This window comes from Aliivibrio sifiae (genome assembly GCF_002954705.1).
GTDB classification, from domain to species: Bacteria; Pseudomonadota; Gammaproteobacteria; order Enterobacterales; family Vibrionaceae; genus Aliivibrio; species Aliivibrio sifiae_A.
Genome location: NZ_MSCO01000002.1, coordinates 212,625 through 233,480, shown reverse-complemented (window position 1 = coordinate 233,480; position 20,856 = coordinate 212,625). Strand labels below are relative to the sequence as shown.

Here is a 20,856-nt window from a genome sequence, read left to right as displayed (position 1 = left end):
TGTCAGCTACGATATCTTTAATGAAATCAGGTTCGATGTAAAGAGTGATTGAATGCGCAATGATTCTTTGATTGTATTTACAAATAATTATTTCAGCATTAAATTTTTCAATTAACATTTTAATGACGTGATCTTTTCTGCCTAATTTTAATGAACCAAGAATTCTTTTTACGTAAACATCATTATTTTCAATTAATTCCACGTCATTAACAAAATCGCTCACCTCATCAATATTAGTACGGTTAAGGTAATAAGAATAAAAATCATTTACTGATTCCGTATAGTAATCACTAATAAAGTAGTCCTTAGCATCTACGTTCGGTAACTCTATATCTAGCTCTATAATCTCATCAATCGGATCAACACCAAGTAATCGGTATATCTCAATTTGTTTTCTAAATGGAGGAATTGTTATCCCTCTTTCCCACCGGCTAAAAGTAACATTATCTAACTTCTTCAGATTAGATGAATTATTACTCAATAAATCGACCATAAACTCTTGAGTAATACCACTTTTCAATCTATATTTTTTTAAAATTTGCTCAAATAAATTCTTCATACAAATGAACTAATCCTCTACCTAGCTTAAGGGTAATACTTTGTTTTTTTTACATACATGGCATTTTAGAATTTAATATAAATTAAAATGCCTAGGGTGAAATTATTCTATAGAAGTTCATATGAAAGTTAAATGACATTATTGATATAATTAACTGTTAAATATGAAATTTTAAGTATGAACCAATGATTTCATAACATGAATATAAATTTAAGATATCAAAATTATTCTAAATTAGATTCAACATAGAAAGAATTGTTTTATTAAAAAATAAAAAATCAATGGGGAAGATCTCAATTTAAAGTTTAAGTGGTCTTTTTTTTGAGACGGAATTTTGAAGGGAATCTTTAATAATTTAAAAAAAAGAACAAACAATATTGATATTACGTCTGTATATTGCTCGCTCTTTCATTTAAGTTTTATATTATTTTCCGTAACGGACTAACCATTCTTTTTCTAACGCTAACTGCCAACTTGGGTGTGGTTCAGCTAATGATTTAAACAATTTGGTCTTTTTTGCTGAGCCCGTTAGGTATTGTGATTGTAAGACAGATGGATCGCCCCAAACACTTAAATCCCCTTTACGAGATTGTGCTTCAGGACTCAGTAAAAAGTTAATTGCGACTTGAGCGCCCTCTTTTGTTGATGCATTCCATGGGATCGCTAAAAAATGAATGTTTGATAATGCGCCAGCCTCCATTGCATAAGTTTGTGTGGTTTCAGCTAATTTTCCACTGGTTTGTGCTGAGAACACTTCATTTGGATTAAACGTAATAGCAAGATCAATTTGTCCATCATCCAATAATTGTAATGATTGAGCCGTACCCGATGGGAACTGTTTTCCTTTACGCCATGCATTTTGGTGTAGTTCATCCAAATAGAACCATAATGGCTGCGTTACTTCAGCAAAATTAGCGTTCTCTACCGGTTGCATTAGTTGAGAGTTGTTATTAGTTAATTCAATTAATAATGCTTTTAAAAAACTCGTACCATGGAATTCAGGAGGCTTAGGGTAAGTAATTCGATTTGGAAATGCTTTGCTATAGCTTAATAATTCAGCAAAAGATTGTGGCGGATTATTTAATGTCTGCTTGTCGTGAATAAATACAAGCTGGCCAACACCCCATGGGGCTTCTAGACCTAACGTTGGCTCAGAAAAATCACTATCAACCGGGAGCGTTTTATTTACATATTCCCAGCTTGGTAAATCTTCAACAAACGGACCAAACAGCAATTGATTATTCTTCATGGATTTAAAGTTTTCACCATTAATCCAAACCATATCGACACTGCCGCCTTCATTTTTTCCTGCGGTTTTTTCTGCGATTAAACGAGAAGTACTTTCAGCAATATCAGCGACCTTCACATGCTTAAGTGTTACTCCATATTGACGTTGTAGTTCTTTATCTGCCCAACGCAAATAATTGTTTATTTCTTGGCTTCCCCCCCAAGCGTGGAAATATACAGTTTGCCCTTTTGCTTTTTGTTCTATCTCTTTCCATGTATCTGCAGCATTAACACCAAAAGAAAGAATTACGCTATTGAGCAATAATAACCACTTTTTCATCTGTATTTCCTTTATCCATTAAAGAGTATTTTTATTATGTTCGTCCCGATTATAGTGTATAAATTATGATTATTCAGAGCTTTGTGGTTATATTTAATAATCAAAGCACAATACGAAGATGGGTATAAATGCATAATAGAGATCTTAATTTACTCAGGTTACTTATCATTCTTAATGAAGAAAGACAGACCGTATTAGCGGCAAAAAGAATGAATTTGAGTCAACCAACCATCAGTATTATGCTCAAAAAATTGCGTGACCAATTTGATGATCCCTTATTTATTAGAGATAAGAACAATCTCGTCCCTACCATAAAATGTTTAGATATACTGTTCACATTACCTGATTTGCTTACCCAACTTGATAAGCTATACAGTGATAATACTGAGTGGGATATATCTCAACTTAATGGAGAATTGCATTTATTGATATCTCCTCCATTAATATCAACACTTGGTGCTCAATTAATAAAAAAGCTTACATTGTTGGCTCCAGATCTCACAGTTCAATGCTCTCATTGGGACATAAATACACCACAAAAGTTAGAAATGAACCCTCATCAGCATTTTGGTATGACTTATTTACCGATGGAAACCAATAAAACACTGATGGAACAGGAAGTCGGAGCTGATGAATTTGCATTTGTGGTTCATAATGATCACCCAATAACTGAAATCACCATTGAAGAAGTTCTCGTTTATCCCATCGCTATCTGCCTGATCCCTGGGGTAACAGGTCCTTCTAAAGCTGAACAGTTGATCCGTAGTTTTAAATTAAAGAAAAACATTAGCCTTAGAACCAGTGATATAACGCTAATGACAACCTTGATGGCTGAAAGTAAATACATTGGTATTATGCCGCGCTCTTTAGAAGAATCTATTGGTGATAAATTTCGTTTTTTGTCCATTCCTCATTCACTTGTCCCTAAGGGCTATCAACGTAAAATTGCCTTTTTTTGCCACCAAACTAACCGTAAGCAACCTCTGACTGAGTGGCTTTTAAATGAAACAAAACTCTTCTTCTCCCCTCATTAATTATTTATTTTTCAAATCTAAACTTACTCTCTATTAAAAATAGTAATAGAGAGTATAGGCACAATTTTTAATCGAAAAGCATAAGATAACTCAATCAATTTGAGAGGAGTCACTTATGTTTAAAAAGCAAATCACTGCAACTATTGTAGCCAGCGTCTTAATCAGTTCTTTAAGTATAAATGCTCAGGAACTCAACACTTCTTCGCTAACTCCCTCTGCGCAAATTCAACAAAACCAAGCCTCAACTTGGTTAGACCAAGAAACGTATTTATTAGCAACGAATGCTTATCTATGGGGGTCGACATTAGTTCGTATGGAACAAGTAGCACGCCAATATACGGATATGTCTCAACCACAAAATGACACGAGTTATCGTGCGCCTTTGAATCATTTTGGTCACGCACGTCGCCTACCAACGGATCAAGATACTGATATGCCAACGGCTAATCGAGATACTTTATATTCAAGTGCGATTGTTGATGTATCTAAAGAACCAATGATCTTATCAACTCCTAACGTCGATAATCGCTACTTTGTCATTGATATGTTCGATATGTGGCATAACCTATTTAAATACGTTGGAACTCGCGCCACTGGTGATCACGCTCAAGAGATAATGATTGTTCCTCCTCATTGGCAAGGTGAAGCGCCAAAAGGCATGACCATTGTCGAATCTCCAACAAAAAAAGTGTGGTTATGGGGTCGAACTCAAGTCTTTGGTGAGAAAGATTACCCTGCCGTTCATGCCTTACAAGACCAATATACATTAACGCCATTAAGTCGATACTTATCCCACGATCCTGATAATTTCATTTCGCCAGCACTGCCACCACGAGCAGGTCATAATGATGACCCACTTCGATTTTATGAAGAGCTAGGGGCTTATCTAAAAGCAAATCCGACCTCTGAACGTCAACAAGCGTTACTGGGTCAATTTAATAAAATAGGCCTGAGTAACAATGGATTTGACCGTTCAAAATTAACACCATCAATGAAAACTCAACTTGAAAAAGCGGTAAAAGATGGTCAACAAATTGTAGCGAATCAAACCTCTAACCCTGTCACGATGAAAATGAAAGATGGCTGGTATTATTCTTTTGTTTTAGACCAATTTGGCGATGATAACGCGCTACGTTCTTTAGTCTCTCATCCTTATTTAGGTGGACAAGGAGCAAAAGAGGCCATGTACCCAATTACCTATACCGATTCACAAGGTCAATTACTCTCTGGGGACACTCATTACAGTATGCATTTTACTCAAGAGCCTCCTGTTGGTTCATTTTGGTCGGTGACTGTTTACGATGCAAAAACAAAAATGCTCATTGCTAATGATATTCACCGTTTTAATGTTAACGACCAAACTCCTATCAAGAAAAATAAAGATGGATCGTTTGACTTAATACTCTCTCACGATAAACCAAGTAATAGCACGCAACTTGCCAATTGGTTACCAACGTCAGAAGGGAATTTCTATGCCATTACTCGTTTATATGTTCCCTCTCAAGAGATCTTAGATATGAAATGGACTGTGCCACCAATTAATCCAATCAAATAAACATTAACTCAAGATCAATAATTCTATTTTTATCTATAGGTATTTTGAATATGAAAACAAAAACCATCGCAAAAACAGCCCTTGCGCTAGCGATCACCTCCTTTGGCGCTCACGCAGCACAAACACAACCAAATATCCTAACGATCATGATTGATGATGTTAGCCCAATGGATATCTCCGCTTATCATCGAGGCCTAGGAGCGATTGAAACACCTAACATCGACCGTATAGCAAAACGCGGCATGATGGTAAGTGATTATTATGCACAAGGAAGCTCGACAGCAGGACGAAGTGCTTTTATCACAGGGCAATACCCGTTTAGAACGGGCCTAACAACGGTTGGCCAACCGGGCTCTAACATTGGCTTACAGAAAGAAGATCCAACGCTTGCCGATATGTTGAAAGCTAAAGGCTATGACACCATTCATGTGGGGAAAAGTCATTTAGGAGATCGCAATAAATTCTTGCCTACCGTACATGGGTTTGATGAATTTTATGGTTTCTTATATCACCTAAACGTAATGGAAATGCCAGAGCAGCCTAACTTCCCGAAAGACCCTGATTTTGTTAGTCGCCCTCGAAATATGCTTCATAGTTTCGCAACAGAGGACTACGATAAAACAGTACAACCTCGTTGGGGGGAAATTGGTAAACAAAGAATAGAAGACAAAGGGCCACTAGGTTCAGAACGAATGAAGACCATTGATGATGAATACGTTGAATTCACAACACAATGGCTTGATAAACACAAAGCAAATACCCCAGATAAGCCTTTCTTTATGTGGTTTAACCCATCACGTATGCACCAGCAAATACACGTTAAAGATGAGTATTTAGGCGCAAGTGGTCACACTGAATATTTCGATGCACTAAAAGAGCTTGATGACCAAATCGGCGTAGTCTTAGATAAACTGGATGCGCTTGGTGAAACAGATAACACCATCATTATGTTTACCGCAGATAATGGTATTAACCTTGATCACTGGCCTATGGCTGGTACTGCTTCGTTCCGTGGGCAAAAAGGGACAACGTGGGACGGCGCATTTCGAGTTCCTATGCTAATTAGCTGGCCGGGACACATCCCTAAAGGCGAATACACAAGCGGCTTTATGACCTCAGAAGATTGGGTTCCAACCCTAATGGCAGCAGCTACGGGTGATACCACCCTCAAACAAGATCTTCTTAAAGGCAAAAAAATTGGAGATACCAAATACAAAGTTCATCTAGATGGTTATAACCAAATGGACATGCTAACCAAGAAAGGCCCAAGTAAACGTAATGAGTTCTTCTATTACAATGAGCAAGACTTGAATGCGGTACGTGTGGGTGATTGGAAAGTGCATTTAAAAACCAAAACAGAATGGACTGAACCTGCAAAAGCATGGCCTTTAGGTATTATCCTTGATATCAAAGCCGATCCTTACGAACGTAGTATTGATACTAATGGTTGGTTCTTGTGGATGAAAGAACGTTCTTGGGTTGTGCCTACATTACAAAAATCGATTGTAGAATATAAGCAATCTTTAAAAGCCTTCCCACCACGCCAAAAATCAGGTGGTATAGGAATGTCAGATACGTCAGTAAAATAATAACGGATTGATATAAATAATATTAAAAACCAAGAGGAGCCTTTTCGCTCCTCTTTTTGTTATTGAGATATAACTACAGTAAAGGTTATCTCTTGATTTTCATTATATGTAACGGATAAATCATACCCATTCTGCTGAGCTATATTTTGTACAATCGACAGTCCTAAACCATGTCTGTCTGTATCCGTTCTCGAACTATCTACTTGGTAAAGCGGTTTAAACAAATTCTCTATATTTTGTTGTGTTAATCGTTTTGATGTTGTGTTCTTAATTTCTAAAATTATATTGCCATTTTCATCATTCTCCATAGACGCAATTATGTTTGTATTCTTGGCACTATAAAATAACGCGTTGTCTAGTAAATTCCTGCCTATGGTTTCAAGACTAAATTTATCAGCATACACAATCAGAGAATCTAATGATGAAGAAAACGTTATTCTATTTTCTATATTTGGGTACTTAAACTGTAATTCGGTACTGATCTCTTCAGATAAAATTCGCATATCAATTTCTTTTCTTACTATATGAAAAGAGTCTGATGAACTTTGGTTTAATGCCATTAATTGATTCACAATTATTTTCATATTAGTGGCAATTGAGAGTATATCTTCTTTATAGGTTGCTGAAATACGAACATCATCAGGAAAACGAATGTTCATCTCACTCAAGCTGATGATCTCTGCTATGGGCGTTTTAAGTTCATGAGCGATATCAGAAGAAAGACGCTTCTCGTTCCCAACATTTTTAATATTTAATTCAATGTACCGATTTAACTCTTTTCTAATCGGCGCTATCTCTCTACTCTCTTTCGGATTTTTCTTGATCTGTTGTGCATGAGCATCGAGTTCTGAAATCTCTTTATTTAATAAATAAAGTGAATCTAACTCTTTGTCCACCACCTTAATGACAACAACTCTTACTCCGAAAATAGCCGTTACAAACACAAATAACAGCGATAAATCAGCAATCAATAGTATGTTACTGACTCTTTGATTTGAAATAGCTAACGTCAAATACATACTGTCGATATACGTCACATCAGCAGGATTAACATCCGATGAAAGTTGAGGCTGAAAACGAGCAGAAATCGCTTTCCCCATACTCCCATCAGGTAATCTCATCGTAAAAATACGGCTCCCATGCGTAGGAACGTCTTTATAATTCAAATCAACATCATCAAAATAAGCAAGAGATTGCGATTTCGCAAAAGTATCACCCTCTAACCAAATCTGAAAATATTGGGCATTATCTTTACGCTCAAATTGTGGCATAAAACCCGTATGATATTCAAATTCGATTTCGTCACTTTCTACTTCGACCAACGACTTTAAATAGTTTGATTTTTCAACTAATGCATCATCAAATTGCTGGTCAACCCAAGCATCTAGAATGAAATCTAAAGATAAAAAAACAACCAATAAAATGATACCAATAATCACAGTAAGTGCGTTGACTAGCCTATCTTTTATTGAATACATGAACGTTTTTCCAAGTAATAACCAAAACCACGCTTGTTTTTAATTGGTAATTCTCCCCCCAATGCTTTTGCCTTTTTACGCACAGAAGAGAGGTGTGACTCTATGGTGTTTTTCGATAATAAATCAAACGAACCAACGACATAATTACTGATGTTTTCAGTCGTCATTACTTGGTTTTTAGATAGGAATAAGCACTCAATAATCTTGTATTCATTTTTAGTAAGATCGATAAGTTGCTCAGAAAATTCTAATTCTTTTTTGGCAAGATCAAGTTTAAAATCGCCCAACCTGATATCATCATCGCTGTTTTTAACCACACCTCTTCGAGCCACCGTCAAAATACGAGCGTGTAACTCATCAAAAGAAAAAGGTTTCACTAGATAATCATCGGCACCAGAGAGTAACCCTTCAACACGATCTTCTGGCTGTGATTTTGCCGATAAGATAATCACTTTAACGTCATTACCCATCTTTCGGATACTCTTCAATAAGGTGATACCGTCTACATTAGGTAACATTAAATCCAAAATGATGAAGTCATACTCATTAGTGATGGCCATTGATAAGCCTATTGAGCCATCTCCAGTTTCATCAATCGTAAAACCAAGGTTACTCAAACCGACATCTAAACTACGTCGCAAGTGTGCAGAGTCTTCAATCAAGAGTATTTTCATTATCTAGTACCACGTTCTTCTTGAGGTTAAGCGCTATCCAATAATAATAACAAAAAATAGGCTAACCGTTGTTGTGGTTAGCCTATTTCTTTCTACTTTGATGATAGCTGTATTTTGTTAACTATGAATCGCCATGATGTCTAACGCATTATCTTTCGCATCCGTTTTTACGCCATATAAGCCAAGCATAGTATGAAACAAGTTATCATGCGAGTATTGACCCGTTGCTGCTTTTTTTACGACACTTGCTTTATCAATGCCTTTTTGATTAGCATAGTCATCACTCATCCAAATATAGAAAGGCACATGAGTTTGTTCTTTTGGTGCGATCATGTAAGGCGCTCCATGAAGATATAACCCATTTTCACCTAACGATTCTCCGTGATCTGAAATGTATAGCATCACTACGTTATATTTATCAGAATACGATTTTAATTTTGCAATCGTCTGAGCTATTACATAATCGGTGTAAACTAAGGTATTGTCATACACATTGGTAATCTCTTCATCACTGCAGTTTTCGATATCGCTACGATTACATGCAGGGGTAAATACTGCCATATTCTCAGGATAACGCTTCCAATACGTTGGACCATGGCTACCAATCATATGCAGTGCGTACAGTTGGTCACCTGTGGTATTTTGAATTCGCTTATCTAAACCTTGTAGTAACACTTCATCATAACAACTTGAGCCATTACAAAATTCATTTGAAGAGGTATCGCTAATCATAACTTTTTCAATGTTCTTGGCAACCGCTTTGTCACCACCATCATTATCTATCCACACCGATTTAACACCCGCATGAGTCAATACGTCTAATACGTCATCTTGGTTATTGGCACGGTCTCTGTTGTAATTAGTACGCACCATATTAGAGAACATGCATGGTAAAGAATGCGCTGTTGCTGTCCCGCACGACGACGTATTTTGAAAGGCAATCAAACCAAGATCTTTGGTGTATGGATTGGTTTCTCTTTGATAACCATTGTATGCACTGTTTTGCGCACGAGCCGTTTCACCTACTAACACTATCATTAGTGTCGGTTTACCGTTCTTCGCTGGAATTACCTCTGCATCTTCACCGATTGTGATGTAGTCCAAAGGTGCGGTTAGATATTCATTATTAATGTACTTAACTGTATTGAAAGCATCCGCAGGGTTAATCATTTTATTTAAGTACGAGTTATTGCGACCAATCGAGGCATAGTCTTTAAAATAGAAAACAGAAATCAGCAACAGCCCCACAATCGCAACACTCATTAATGCAGCACGATGAAATAGCTCTTTGCCCCATGAAGCATTTCGGATCACGGTTACTTTTAATAGAAACAATGATGGAAGCAGACCAAAGACAATAAAGTAACCGATAGAAGTCGAGCTTAAATAAGAGGATGCTTCACCAACGTTGGTTTCAAAGATATTCTCGATCATCGCATAATCAAACATGGTGTTGTATTGCAATGCGGCATAAAACGCCATCGAAGAGGTGAGAGTCAAAATAATCACAATACCTTTGAACAAGTAAGGCACAGCGATTATTGAGAAAATAATAATAAAAGCACAGGTAAGAATGGCTGGTGTTAGAAACAGAAAAAGACCATTACCTTGAGAAAGTAGATAAATCTTTTCATTAATTGGATAGTTAAATACCACGGCAAAATACAGCGACACAAAAATAATCAGTGACACCATGTTCATGGTTATTTTTTGGCTTTTAAGTTTTGAAATCAAATTGGACAACACAAGCATACCTTCAGGAGCTTTAAGAATGAGACGAGTGTTACATATCAAACTTAAGATCCACTGAAGATAAACTTATGGTTCGCTGTGGTTCATCATTAATTTTAATGAATTGTAGAAGGAGTGATTATTTAAACATCATATTCATAGTGATACCTATAAACTGGTTTGAATTATCAAACTGACCATTCATACCGCTGTTATTAATCTCTGGCTCTCCATAATCAACGTAGCTGTAATAGGTATTAAAGGATATATCTTTAGTCCACAGGTAAGTCGCACCGATACTGTATCTATGCTGTGTATCTACCGGTAAATCAGCACCTTGATCTTCGGGGTTATCCAATGGCGAACTGGCATAACCAATCCCTGATTCTACACGTAGTTTCGATGTTAGTTGATAACGAGCACCAATTGCTCCCGTCCATACATCATCAAAATTTCGCTCTATTTGTGAAATACGATTACCATCATTAATGGAAATTGTCGTGGAATCATTATCACTCCATTGCTCAAAGCCTAAGCTCCACACTAAGCTCAATGGATTAGTCAGTTGATGTAAACCTGATACTTCAATTTGACGAGGGTTGAGAACATTTAAACCCGCTTCGCCTGACATAGCTGATATGTTTTTATCAACTGAGCCGGGGATTGGCCCAGGTATAGGTACTGAAATCGTCATAGCATTACTGTTAAATGCCCCAGTGAGATCGTGATTCATACGTGAACGATAAGCAACACCCAGACGGTTATTCTCATCAACTTGATACATCAATCCCAAGTTATAACCTAACGTCCAACTGTCGGTTTCAATATTCCCTTGACCATATAATAAATTTTCTTCAAAAGTAGCGTAGTCAATTTGTAAACCACCACCAATCGATAGCTTGCTATTTATTTGATAAGAAACGCTAGGATTAAACTGAATGACCGATAATTTTAGGTTATTTAAATTTAGAGCTCCGGCATAAGAGGCTCCATAATCTAATGCACTTCCTCCTTGCGCTGACACGCTCATTCCCAAATGAACATCATTGTTCAACTGATGAACATAATAAAGCGATCCGTAAGGCTGTATTCCTCCCGCATTATCACTACTTTTACTTGGATCGAGCTCATCATGATAATAAATACCCAAATCCATCACCGCAGCATTAACACTTAATGCATCACCATCAATATAACTCATACCTGCGGGGTTTGAATAAGCAACAGAAGCATTCTCAGCCAACACTGCACTACCTGCTCCTGCTGTGCTTACTGTCATTTTACTCATTTCTTGCACTAAGGTTCCTGCTGCGTTGGCTTGAAAAGCAAGCAATAAAGAAGCCACTAAAAAAGTTAAAGAATAAGATGTTTTCACAATTACCTCTTGTATCTAACAAACAAAAAAAGAGCACCTTAATCACAGGCACTCTCTATTTAATAACTGGGGATTTATTGTCTAATCACTTGAGGAAGCTCATAAGTATTATCTAGCACAGCTTGAGTTGGCTCATATAAGCGCATGTGTAGATAAAAATCATCTTTTGGCGCAGGTAACCAATTACAGCTTGAATCCACAGGTTTACTGTTTTGAATACATACTGTTAGTGATCCATCTTTGTTATATGTAAGTTCATCTTTACGATTGGTTGAAATAGAGTAGCGATCGATGCTGTTTGGTACCATAAATAGGTTTTTCGCATCATACATAGTTAAAGACCAAAAGGCTTTTGCCGGTGCATCGGCTGGCATTGCCATACGATATTTATACTGACCAGACAGCTGTTGATCTTTTGAGTCCGTATAACGGTTTGGATATAACGCTCGCTCTTTAGTATTTAAGCCTGCCGCTCGAAAGTTAATGCTCGCACGGCTTAAGAAATCATTCCCGTATTTCCCACCTTCATACATCATCGCCCAACCATTATTTTTTGTTCCTAAATCACGACTGGCATATTGAATAATTTGTGGGGCTGCATTTAATGCTCGCATTAATCCTTTTTTCTGATCTTCGGTTAGATCATCCGGATTAAATGCTTTATCTCCCCCAATACCAATGTATTTAAATTGGTCGACAATTGGCGCGTCTGCTGCAATAGGGTTATTACGCAATTCTTCATCAATTAAACTAAACCATGCCAAACCTTTAGGGCTAGGCATTGGTGATATGCCTGTTTTTGCATGAGTTAACTTAACCGGTTTATGCTCTTGTCCCAGTTCAGATAAAGGATAATTAATAAATCCATCGTGAACATTAAGTGCTGCCGACAAGTCTTTATTTCCTGAAACCCCAGTTCGCTGAATGTACCAAACTAAAGGCGTTCTCGATTCAATAATGCCATCAATACCATCAGGAATTCCCCCTTCGATTCCTTTCCATCCTTTATTTACCAATAAGAATTTTCCGCCATCTTGCCCGACATTATCTTTTATTAAATTACCCACAGCTTCAGAATAATCATCTAATAATTGCACAATAAAATAGCGATCATTGGTTGGAGGGATCTCTATAACCAAAGGTCCTGTGTCATTCAAGTTAATATGAGATTGAGAGTACAAGGTATCATTGTTAACGGTTGGAACGACTCTGTCTTCAGGCCCTGCGAGAGCCAGTGTCTTCCCCATCATGTTCAATGGTGCTGATCCATTGTCCATTGGTGCATCTACATTCGTCGACGCGGCTCTAACTTGTGCTACGGTTAATGGGCCAGTACCATAAATAAAGGCTTGCAGCCCTAAGGTATAAGCTAATTCTTCTTGAGGATTAATTGGCGTTAATTGTGCTGCGAATACAGCTGTACTGCTTAATAAACTGCTCGTAATTACCGTTGCTATGAGTGCCTTTTTCATAGTAGAACCTTTATTTATAAATATAACTCCAGACTAGCGACTCTAAATAAAGAAGAACAATTGAAAGAATGAATAGCCTTTATTAAAAAATGCAATTCGACTACACCTATATAATTCATTAAATTAATAGATATAAGTTATGGCTCATCAGAAAGGTAATCTAATCATGTCTGCATCGACTATTGAAGCAACCACTCCCTACAGTTTGTTTATTAAAGCTGAAAGTGCAAAATGTAATCTAGATTGCCACTACTGCTATTACTTAAAGAACGAAGATAAAAAAAAGCCGGGAATGGATGAAGATACCTTAAATCAAATGATCTCTAACCACATACAATCTCAGCCACCACAAACTCCTGTTATCGATTTTATTTGGCATGGTGGAGAGCCAATGATGCGAGGGTTAGATTTTTATCAATCAGCCATTAACTTACAGCAGCTACAAGTGTCAAAAACACCCATTCAAAATACAATTCAAACTAATGGCACTTTAATTAATGACCGCTGGGCTTCTTTCTTTGCTAAGCATCATTTTATGGTCGGGATCAGTATTGATGGGCCACAGCTAATAAATGACATTGCACGTATAGACAAATCAGGGAACTCTTCATTTGAGCGAACCATGCGTGGTATACAACACTTAAAAGATCACCATGTAGAGTTCAATACTCTAACGGTTATCAATAATAAAAGTTACAAGCATGGCAAAGCTATTTATCGATTTTTAAAAGACAATGGCAGCACATACTTGCAATTTCAACCTTGCATTGATCATGAAATGGATCGTCGTTTTGATTACGATTGGACACTATCAGGTAAGCAATGGGGCCAATTTCTGTGTGATGTATTTGATGAATGGGCAGCCAATGATATTGGTAAAACCTATGTGCAATTTTTTGAAAACTGCTTAATGATTTTAATGGGCCACCAAAGCCAAATGTGCCATCACACTGATACTTGTGGGCAACAATTAATGATGGAGTCCAACGGTGACGTCTTTAGTTGCGATCATTACGGTTATGATGATTTTAAAATCGGTAACATTCACCATGACAACGCATCTTTAGCACAAATGGTAAGCTCTGATGAGCAAATTAAATTTGGACAAGATAAGTACGAATCCCTAAGTCAAAAATGCCAGCGTTGTGATTTTAAACCGTTGTGTAATGGCGGCTGTCCAAAAAACCGAGTCAGTAAAACCAATAACGGTGAAGATCACAATATATTATGTGAAGGCTATGAAATGTTCTTTAAACACGCCCTGCCTGTAATGTTAAAAATGGTTGATGCGATGAAACAAGGGTATTCACCAGTCCATTACCCTATGTTTTAAAAATATCACGCTAATTGATTAAAAAATAACACTTAACTTATTTATCACCCATACTAATAAGTGCGACCTCACTTATGGATGGGTGCTGAATGAGAACAAAAAAACAATTTGGAATTTGCTTACTACTGTTGCTACCCACATTAGTGTGGATTGTCGCATCGAGTTTTACACATACTTGGTGGATTGAAAATATCACGGGGATTCCTAGCATTATCACTGGAGCTTATTGCTTCTCTTTCGTTGCTCTATTACTTTGTCGTTATTACCTTTATTCATTCTTTTGTTTATTACTTGCCACCTTGTGGTTATATCAAACGCCATCACAGCAATACACAACAGTATCCTGCCCTGACCCTTTAAGAGTCGTTCAATATAACCTGTATTATACGAATCCAGATCTTACGCCTTTTTTACACTATTTAATTAAAACAGATATAGACTTAGTTGTACTTCAAGAAGCATCCCCTTGGCATGGGGAAAGGTTTATGGAATTGATTGATGAGTATCCCTATCAATTTGGTGGAGCCCCTAGGTTAGGCTATCCAAGTGGACAAATGATTATAAGCAAGCAGCCCTTGAATTTACGAGCACAGAATACGCCAGCGGGTCATTATATGATTAGTGGTATATGGCAAAGCAGTGAAGAACGACCTGTTAGTTTATACACAGCACATCCTCCCTCGCCTAGAACAAAACAGTTATGGCACGAAAGAAATGCATTAATAGGAAGTTTAGAGCGATTAGCTGATTACTCCCCTTATGCTGACACACTGATTATTGGGGATTTTAACTTATCAGCCAACACTAAACGTTTTGCCTCGATTTATAAGAATTTCCACACAGCCCCAATACAAAGCTGGCCACGTGAAATAAAAGGAATTGCAATCCCCTCTTTCACACGGATTGCAATTGACCACCTTTGGATAAAAAATATCGAATCACCCTCACTGTTTATTTGTAAACGCGAAGTATTACCTCAATTTTCAGGATCCGACCATAGTGCTGTAGTGACGTATTTATCTAAACGGCAATAAAGCCATTATTTTAAATTGATATATCACTAATATATTGGACTACAACGTCTTTTACATAAGATTGGCAGTATTTCGCTGTGTTCGGATGGGCTTGTTGCAAAAAATTTTTTGGCCTTCAATTGGCTCTCATGAACACAAAATATTGTGTTTGGTGAATTTCAATTTCGTATATATAGATCAGTTTTTCTTTGTTTTAATTTTTTTCAACAAGCCCGTTATTTTTAAGCAAGCCCTATAACTAAAATCGATATAATTAAAGATAAATCACAATTAAATTAAATTAAAGCACTTATACTTATGTTTTATAAAATCCCATCAAAGGAATTATCACTTGAATATAACGATTAGACTTCCTGATTCAATGGGCTGTACCGTTGCTTCAACAGCTGTAATACATAGTCTTTTGGATGAATACTCAAATATTAGTATTTGCGTAATAACCCCTTTCCCTGATTTATTCCTAGGTTTAAATAATATTGATATTATCAATTGTAAGGATTGCTTTATGGATACTTATGATATTGATTTGAGAGCATATACCAAAAGACGGCCACATAATTCTTTCCCCTATCGACCAAGTTATATTCATATGATTGAAATGGCTGAAGAGCAGATGAATCATAAACTTCCAATCAATCAACCACAGATATTCCTCAATGAAGAAGAGGACCTCTGGGCTAAAAAAGAAATCGAAAAATTTCCTTATCCACTAATTTGGATTCAGTCAACATCTACATCATCTAATCGATTATGGCCTGATAACTATTGGAAAGAATTAAAACATACTTTCTTAGGCATTTATTCTTTTATAGATTTATCTATTGCAGGTTACTCCCTCAGGGAATCCCTTGCGATTGCAAAACATAGCTTTTCAGGTATTTGCCTTGATAGTTTTATGGTACACGGAGCAGCCGCAGTTAATGCAAAAAATACTTTAGTGCTTCTTGGTAGCTCTAGGCCTGAATGTGTAACTTATCCTGGACAATATATCTTTTATAAAGAATCAATATGTGATTTACAGCCTTGTGGAATGCATGGTTATTTTAATGGCTGTGAGCAAAAGCATGAGCATTTGTTCCATAAACAAAATTGTATTCACTTATCTCCTACATGTATGTCATCAATTTCCGTAGGGGATGTTATAAAAGTAATAAATTCTCTACCTAATAATAATTTATCTAATACAACTAAAAACCAATATGATTACACTTGTTAATTTCATATCCGAAATACTAGGAAATACAGCAATATTACTTTCTTTAATATCCATGCTTGGTTTATTTTTGCAGAATGAGTCATTTGGTAACATTTTTAAAGGAGGAATTCTAACCTTTATTGGTTTTCTAGTGATGATAGCAGGGATAGATATTATTGTTAATTCAATTAATTACCTATCTGGGATATTTGAATATACATTGGGAATAAAGGGGTATATAGCTGATGTATCCTCAATGTCAGGAATGATAAATAAAACCCTAGGATCAGAAATCGCAATAACTCTAACCTTTACTATGGTAGTAAATATTATTATAGCTAGAGTGACAAAATTTAAGTTTATATTTCTATCTGGACAAGCACTACTTTGGATGTCAACAATAAGCGTTAGCGTTTTGCATGCTAATGGAATACAAGGCTGGCTAATGATTACCATTGCTAGCTTTTGGGGGGGAGTGATGGCAATAGCCATGCCTGCTATCTGTCAGCCAATAGTCAGAATCATTACGGGAAAAAATAATATTGCACTTGGTCATTTTTGCTCTATTGGTTATATTATTCAGGCTGCAATCGCAAAAATTGTTGGAGATCCCAAGATATCAACTGAAGATATAGAACTGCCTAAACGATTTGAATTTTTAAAAAATAGTTATTTGTCGATGTCCATAATTATTGTACCAATGTATATGATATTAGCTCTACTTGCAGGACAGAACTATGTATTAACCCAAGGATATACTGGAAATTACCTTATAAATTCATTTATGCAATCAATGTCATTTATTGCTGGGGTATATGTTCTTAACACCGGAATTAACCTTATCATGGATTCTCTTATTCCCGCATTTAAAGGAATAGCGACCAGAATGGTTCCTAATGCAATTCCCGCTTTAGATTGCCCTATACTTTTTCCTTACATGCCTAATGCGGTCATATTGGGTTTTCTATCCACGATGGTTGGTTCTATTATTGGCGCAGTATTACTTCCAATTATAGGCCTTCCTATAATAATCCCAAGCATGTTAATAGGATTTTTTGCTGGAGGTACTGCTGGAGTTTTTGGAAACGCGGTTGGAGGGATTAGAGGCACCCTTATTGGAGGAGTAGTTCATGGTATATTTATAACTATGATACCTGCATATATTATTTCAATATCGTCCTTTTATAATATTCATGGGGTGACATTTAGTGATTCTGATGTAATTATTTCTGGTATTATTATAAATGGATTAATTTTAGGTCATTGGAAATTAATCACCATCCTTTTATTACCTTTAATATCGTCTTTTTTCTATCTTCGTAAGATACAATAATTTTATATAAAGTGGGGCATAAAATGAAAGCACCATTAGATATGTATATAGGGAATGAATTTAAAACAAACAAGCATGAATTGCTTACAATACTGGCAGTAGAATCTGAAAATATGGTCGTACTAACTAACCACAATAATGAAGAGATACGTATGTTGCTACCTTCAGTTCAAAAAATGAAAAATAAAATAGATAAACTTAAAAAAACTGGTGAAAAAATAACACCTACCTCATTAAATCAATTGATCAAAAAAATAGCACTTTACTTTCCTGTGAAACTCTAAAATATTTCCAAGTTTAGTTACCTAAACTTGGAAGGGATTTAATAGGCTCTGAAAAGTCATCCTTCATCAGTGTTTCCTTTAGCTCTCGATCACGTTTTAATTTAAATTAGGTTAAAACTAGTCATAACTTCATTGTCATATGCCAGTTGGTGAAACCCTAATGTCATACCCAAACAAAACCGCTGCCCAATAAATAAAAATAACTATTTTCGAGAAATGTTCAAAAAAACAATTTCTCATTTTTAGTCGCTTCCATATCTTGTAGCATTGAAAAGAATAATTATGTGAGGTTTGAAGTAATTCTACAGTCTCGTTATATTAGTTTGAGGAAACAGTGGCAGTAGAAATCGAAAAGTACAAGTACTTATATGAGTTTCAGAAAGAGCAGTTGGCAGAAGAACGACAAAGATACTCTCGACTAGAAGATAAAGCAGTGAAATATTTGACGGCACTCACATTTGCTCTTACCGCTTATATTTTATTGGTTAGGTGGGTGTCCAAATCAATATTGCCGCCTGAAGGAATGCTAAGTTGGTTGGTGGTAGTTTCTATTCTACTTACCTTTTTAGCTTTGTGTTCATCTTCGAGTTTAATTTTACGAAGCTTACAGCTTCAGGACTTGATTAAGCTCCAAACCGATAGCTCGATGATGAATATTTTAAAGGGAATAAAAGGGAAGTTGTGTATCTTGGGGGCTGTTGCACATAATCTGAACGGGTAAATAAATCCTACTATTGACTCATTATTATTGAAAAACGACCTCAACATTGAATAAACGATTGAGAAAGGCGGATCTCTCCCGTACTACGGTTTCACGTTTATCATTACATAACCAGAAATCAAATTGTCCCTTATTCAACATTCTTAAAGATTCAAATCTTTGGATCGTTGACCAAGCTCGCTTCCTCAGTTTGAAACCACCGGCGGCCACGATCAATTTCTTAATGGGGGCATGATCGGACTCAATGCCATTATTGAGGCATTTAACCTGCCACTGCTCGATATCCTCCCGCAGTCGTCCTTCTTTCTTCAGTAGAGCAATAGCATTGGCGTATGAGGAATGTTTATCTGTATTTAACGTTTTGGGATGTTGTTTTTGGTCATAATATCTCAAGCAACGCTTAAGGAATTAGTAGGCCGCTTCTTTATTGCGCTTGTGGGAAAAATAAAAATCGAGAGTCTCTCCTTGCTTATTAATGGCACGGTAAAGGTAGTGCCATTTTCCCCTTTACTTTGACGTCGGTTTCATCAAGTTGCCAGGATGAATCGGTTTTGATGAATTGATAATTACGACGTAACTTTTTTCGTAATTTAGGGGAATATTCAATAAACCAACGGTAAATAGTGGAGCGATTAACCGAACCGATATGCCTCACTCTGCGAGCATATCACAAGGTTTGCGTAACTCATTGGTGTTGAACCATACCAACGTAAACACCAAAGTATAATTTCTGGTGCAAAGTGTTTCCATTTAAAATCAGGATTGGTCATTGAGTCGCTCGATTAGATCGGGAAAGAAAGGATTTTGAGCCGATACTAAATTTTTTGTAAGTAAACCCATTAAATACAACAGGTTTACTTACAAAGTAAAATTAACTATAAATATACCGCTTACTTTAAATAACTAGATAAATCATATAAGAAACTTATTGGTTATGACGTATATAAAAACAAAGGTTACGATTTATTAATCTTGTTTTATTAGTAATCAAAGTGTTGCAAATAAAAGAAAATTGACCATCTGAGTTAGCGGAAAAGTGACCAACAATACGCAGCTTTATTGCTGTTGAGCGACATCGTACAATCAAGGGAAAAGTAGGCAGTGTTGATACCTCGTACTATGTGAGTTCACTCTCACCGAGGCACAAATTGATAGGCCATTACACAGACAACATTGGCGAATAGAAAGTACTCAGCACTACATCTTAGATGTAGTCTTTAAAGAAGACGCTTCACTAATTGTGATGGAAAATGCGGTAGAAAATATGGCGTTATTTCGTCGTTTTTTACTAAATATGCTTAAGTAACATAACTGTGGTGCACCAAGTCAACGCAACAAACTAAAGAAAGCAGGCTGGAACTACAGAGCAGAAGTTTTCTTTGATTGATATTTGATCAAAGTATGCTCCCGCCCTAGGGTCAGCATTGATAATAAACATAAAATTAATAACAAGGTGGAAGTATGAGAAACATCATAACATATGCGGCATTATTTTTAAGTCTTAGTGCTAATGCATCTGAACTTTCTAAAATGGAAGTTTCAGATATATTGTCTCTTCCTGACTGTAATAATTTAAACGAAGAAATATTAAATGGAAATGTTGAATATAGTTGTATTGATTATAATTATATTTATGAGAATGAAACTGAGGAATATGATAAATCTTCTGTTAATAAAACGCCAAATTACATAAATTTTAATAATAAAGGGACTCAGTTTATTTTAAATAATAAAGGTGGGTATTTTGCACGACTGATTGTTGAGCATGATTGGTATAGTGAGAGTACTGGAAAGTATTATCGTCATCGAGATGTAACAGGGCAAATTTCTGTTGGGAATAAAACTAGTATAAATGTAGGCAGTACTGTGCCATATGCAGAGATTACCGTTGAAATTCGAAAGTTTGAAGGATGGAAACCTAT

Annotated in this window: 17 protein-coding genes and 2 pseudogenes; 11 read left to right on the top strand and 8 right to left on the bottom strand. The window is 36.3% G+C overall.

All coding sequences use genetic code 11. The features are described from left to right. Together BTO22_RS12070 and BTO22_RS12065 are read right to left on the bottom strand one after the other, a co-directional pair. On the bottom strand, nt 1-559 hold a 559-nt coding region (locus tag BTO22_RS12070; RefSeq protein WP_146107553.1), incomplete at its 3' end, for a helix-turn-helix transcriptional regulator. 424 nt (nt 560-983) lie between these two features. Continuing rightward, nucleotides 984-2,126 carry an ABC transporter substrate-binding protein gene (locus BTO22_RS12065; RefSeq protein ID WP_105055736.1) on the bottom strand — a complete coding sequence of 381 codons (1,143 nt, stop codon included), beginning with the start codon at nt 2,124-2,126 and terminating at the stop codon, nt 984-986. 128 nt (nt 2,127-2,254) lie between these two features. Here BTO22_RS12065 and BTO22_RS12060 point away from each other — a divergent pair, with 128 nt between their 5' ends. The 3 genes from BTO22_RS12060 (at nt 2,255) to BTO22_RS12050 (ending at nt 6,304) form a co-directional block, all read left to right on the top strand. After that, a complete protein-coding gene (locus tag BTO22_RS12060) occupies nt 2,255-3,160 on the top strand; it encodes a LysR family transcriptional regulator (RefSeq protein WP_105055735.1) in 906 nt (301 codons plus the stop codon). Nucleotides 3,161-3,275: 115 nt separating this feature from the next. Beyond that, nucleotides 3,276-4,715, top strand: a complete 1,440-nt coding sequence (locus BTO22_RS12055; RefSeq protein ID WP_105055734.1) for a DUF1254 domain-containing protein — start codon at nt 3,276-3,278, stop codon at nt 4,713-4,715. Nucleotides 4,716-4,765: 50 nt separating this feature from the next. Continuing rightward, nucleotides 4,766-6,304, top strand: a complete 1,539-nt coding sequence (locus tag BTO22_RS12050; protein WP_105055733.1) for a sulfatase-like hydrolase/transferase — start codon at nt 4,766-4,768, stop codon at nt 6,302-6,304. Nucleotides 6,305-6,363: 59 nt separating this feature from the next. Here BTO22_RS12050 and BTO22_RS12045 read toward each other — a convergent pair whose 3' ends face one another. The 5 genes from BTO22_RS12045 to BTO22_RS12025 all read right to left on the bottom strand — a co-directional run bounded on the left by BTO22_RS12045 (nt 6,364) and on the right by BTO22_RS12025 (nt 13,034). Further along, nucleotides 6,364-7,782 carry a sensor histidine kinase gene (locus tag BTO22_RS12045; protein ID WP_105055732.1) on the bottom strand — a complete coding sequence of 473 codons (1,419 nt, stop codon included), beginning with the start codon at nt 7,780-7,782 and terminating at the stop codon, nt 6,364-6,366. Next, nucleotides 7,770-8,456, bottom strand: coding sequence for a response regulator transcription factor (locus tag BTO22_RS12040; protein ID WP_105055731.1), 687 nt, complete (start codon nt 8,454-8,456; stop codon nt 7,770-7,772). The genes BTO22_RS12045 and BTO22_RS12040 overlap by 13 nt, the downstream gene beginning before the upstream one ends. 117 nt (nt 8,457-8,573) lie before the next feature. Continuing rightward, nucleotides 8,574-10,208 (bottom strand): phosphoethanolamine transferase, encoded by a 1,635-nt coding sequence (locus BTO22_RS12035; protein ID WP_105056555.1) that lies wholly within the window; start codon nt 10,206-10,208, stop codon nt 8,574-8,576. 118 nt (nt 10,209-10,326) lie between these two features. Continuing rightward, nucleotides 10,327-11,562, bottom strand: a complete 1,236-nt coding sequence (locus BTO22_RS12030) for an OmpP1/FadL family transporter (protein WP_105055730.1) — start codon at nt 11,560-11,562, stop codon at nt 10,327-10,329. A gap of 74 nt (nt 11,563-11,636) precedes the next feature. Beyond that, nucleotides 11,637-13,034, bottom strand: a complete 1,398-nt coding sequence (locus BTO22_RS12025) for a DUF1254 domain-containing protein (protein WP_105055729.1) — start codon at nt 13,032-13,034, stop codon at nt 11,637-11,639. 139 nt (nt 13,035-13,173) lie between these two features. Here BTO22_RS12025 and BTO22_RS12020 point away from each other — a divergent pair, with 139 nt between their 5' ends. From BTO22_RS12020 to BTO22_RS11995, 6 genes are all read left to right on the top strand, one after another. Beyond that, nucleotides 13,174-14,367: an anaerobic sulfatase maturase gene (locus BTO22_RS12020; protein WP_258132578.1), complete on the top strand. Its 1,194-nt coding sequence runs from the start codon at nt 13,174-13,176 to the stop codon at nt 14,365-14,367. An 89-nt stretch (nt 14,368-14,456) separates the two neighbouring features. After that, a complete protein-coding gene (locus BTO22_RS12015) occupies nt 14,457-15,401 on the top strand; it encodes an endonuclease/exonuclease/phosphatase family protein (protein ID WP_105055728.1) in 945 nt (314 codons plus the stop codon). Between the two features lie 331 nt (nt 15,402-15,732). Beyond that, nucleotides 15,733-16,617 carry a glycosyltransferase family 9 protein gene (locus BTO22_RS12010; RefSeq protein WP_146107538.1) on the top strand — a complete coding sequence of 295 codons (885 nt, stop codon included), beginning with the start codon at nt 15,733-15,735 and terminating at the stop codon, nt 16,615-16,617. Continuing rightward, nucleotides 16,601-17,929, top strand: a complete 1,329-nt coding sequence (locus tag BTO22_RS12005; RefSeq protein ID WP_181044641.1) for a PTS ascorbate transporter subunit IIC — start codon at nt 16,601-16,603, stop codon at nt 17,927-17,929. The genes BTO22_RS12010 and BTO22_RS12005 overlap by 17 nt, the downstream gene beginning before the upstream one ends. A gap of 23 nt (nt 17,930-17,952) precedes the next feature. Continuing rightward, nucleotides 17,953-18,213 (top strand): hypothetical protein, encoded by a 261-nt coding sequence (locus BTO22_RS12000; protein WP_105055726.1) that lies wholly within the window; start codon nt 17,953-17,955, stop codon nt 18,211-18,213. 334 nt (nt 18,214-18,547) lie between these two features. Continuing rightward, entirely contained in the window at nt 18,548-18,934 is a 387-nt protein-coding gene (locus BTO22_RS11995; protein ID WP_105055725.1) for a hypothetical protein, read from the top strand. 24 nt (nt 18,935-18,958) lie between these two features. On the opposite strand, the pseudogene BTO22_RS11990 reads toward BTO22_RS11995, so the two are convergent. Then, nucleotides 18,959-19,704, bottom strand: a pseudogene (locus BTO22_RS11990) (IS6 family transposase). Between the two features lie 270 nt (nt 19,705-19,974). On the opposite strand from BTO22_RS11990, the pseudogene BTO22_RS11985 reads away from it, so the two are divergent. Next, nucleotides 19,975-20,321: pseudogene (locus tag BTO22_RS11985) on the top strand (ISAs1 family transposase); the annotation flags it as partial. Between the two features lie 74 nt (nt 20,322-20,395). Next, nucleotides 20,396-20,856, top strand: a 461-nt coding sequence (locus tag BTO22_RS19995) for a hypothetical protein (protein ID WP_181044640.1), incomplete at its 3' end; no start/stop codon positions are given.

What these genes read in the sequence shown, in the direction of transcription:
- BTO22_RS12065 (WP_105055736.1), bottom strand. Translation starts at nt 2,126, where the DNA reads ATGAAAAAGTGGTTATTATTGCTCAATAGCGTAATTCTTTCTTTTGGT.
- BTO22_RS12005 (WP_181044641.1), top strand. Translation starts at nt 16,601, where the DNA reads ATGATTACACTTGTTAATTTCATATCCGAAATACTAGGAAATACAGCA.
- BTO22_RS12020 (WP_258132578.1), top strand. Translation starts at nt 13,174, where the DNA reads ATGGCTCATCAGAAAGGTAATCTAATCATGTCTGCATCGACTATTGAA.
- BTO22_RS12045 (WP_105055732.1), bottom strand. Translation starts at nt 7,782, where the DNA reads ATGTATTCAATAAAAGATAGGCTAGTCAACGCACTTACTGTGATTATT.
- BTO22_RS12055 (WP_105055734.1), top strand. Translation starts at nt 3,276, where the DNA reads ATGTTTAAAAAGCAAATCACTGCAACTATTGTAGCCAGCGTCTTAATC.
- BTO22_RS12050 (WP_105055733.1), top strand. Translation starts at nt 4,766, where the DNA reads ATGAAAACAAAAACCATCGCAAAAACAGCCCTTGCGCTAGCGATCACC.
- BTO22_RS12035 (WP_105056555.1), bottom strand. Translation starts at nt 10,208, where the DNA reads ATGCTTGTGTTGTCCAATTTGATTTCAAAACTTAAAAGCCAAAAAATA.
- BTO22_RS12015 (WP_105055728.1), top strand. Translation starts at nt 14,457, where the DNA reads ATGAGAACAAAAAAACAATTTGGAATTTGCTTACTACTGTTGCTACCC.
- BTO22_RS12040 (WP_105055731.1), bottom strand. Translation starts at nt 8,456, where the DNA reads ATGAAAATACTCTTGATTGAAGACTCTGCACACTTGCGACGTAGTTTA.
- BTO22_RS12000 (WP_105055726.1), top strand. Translation starts at nt 17,953, where the DNA reads ATGAAAGCACCATTAGATATGTATATAGGGAATGAATTTAAAACAAAC.
- BTO22_RS12060 (WP_105055735.1), top strand. Translation starts at nt 2,255, where the DNA reads ATGCATAATAGAGATCTTAATTTACTCAGGTTACTTATCATTCTTAAT.
- BTO22_RS12025 (WP_105055729.1), bottom strand. Translation starts at nt 13,034, where the DNA reads ATGAAAAAGGCACTCATAGCAACGGTAATTACGAGCAGTTTATTAAGC.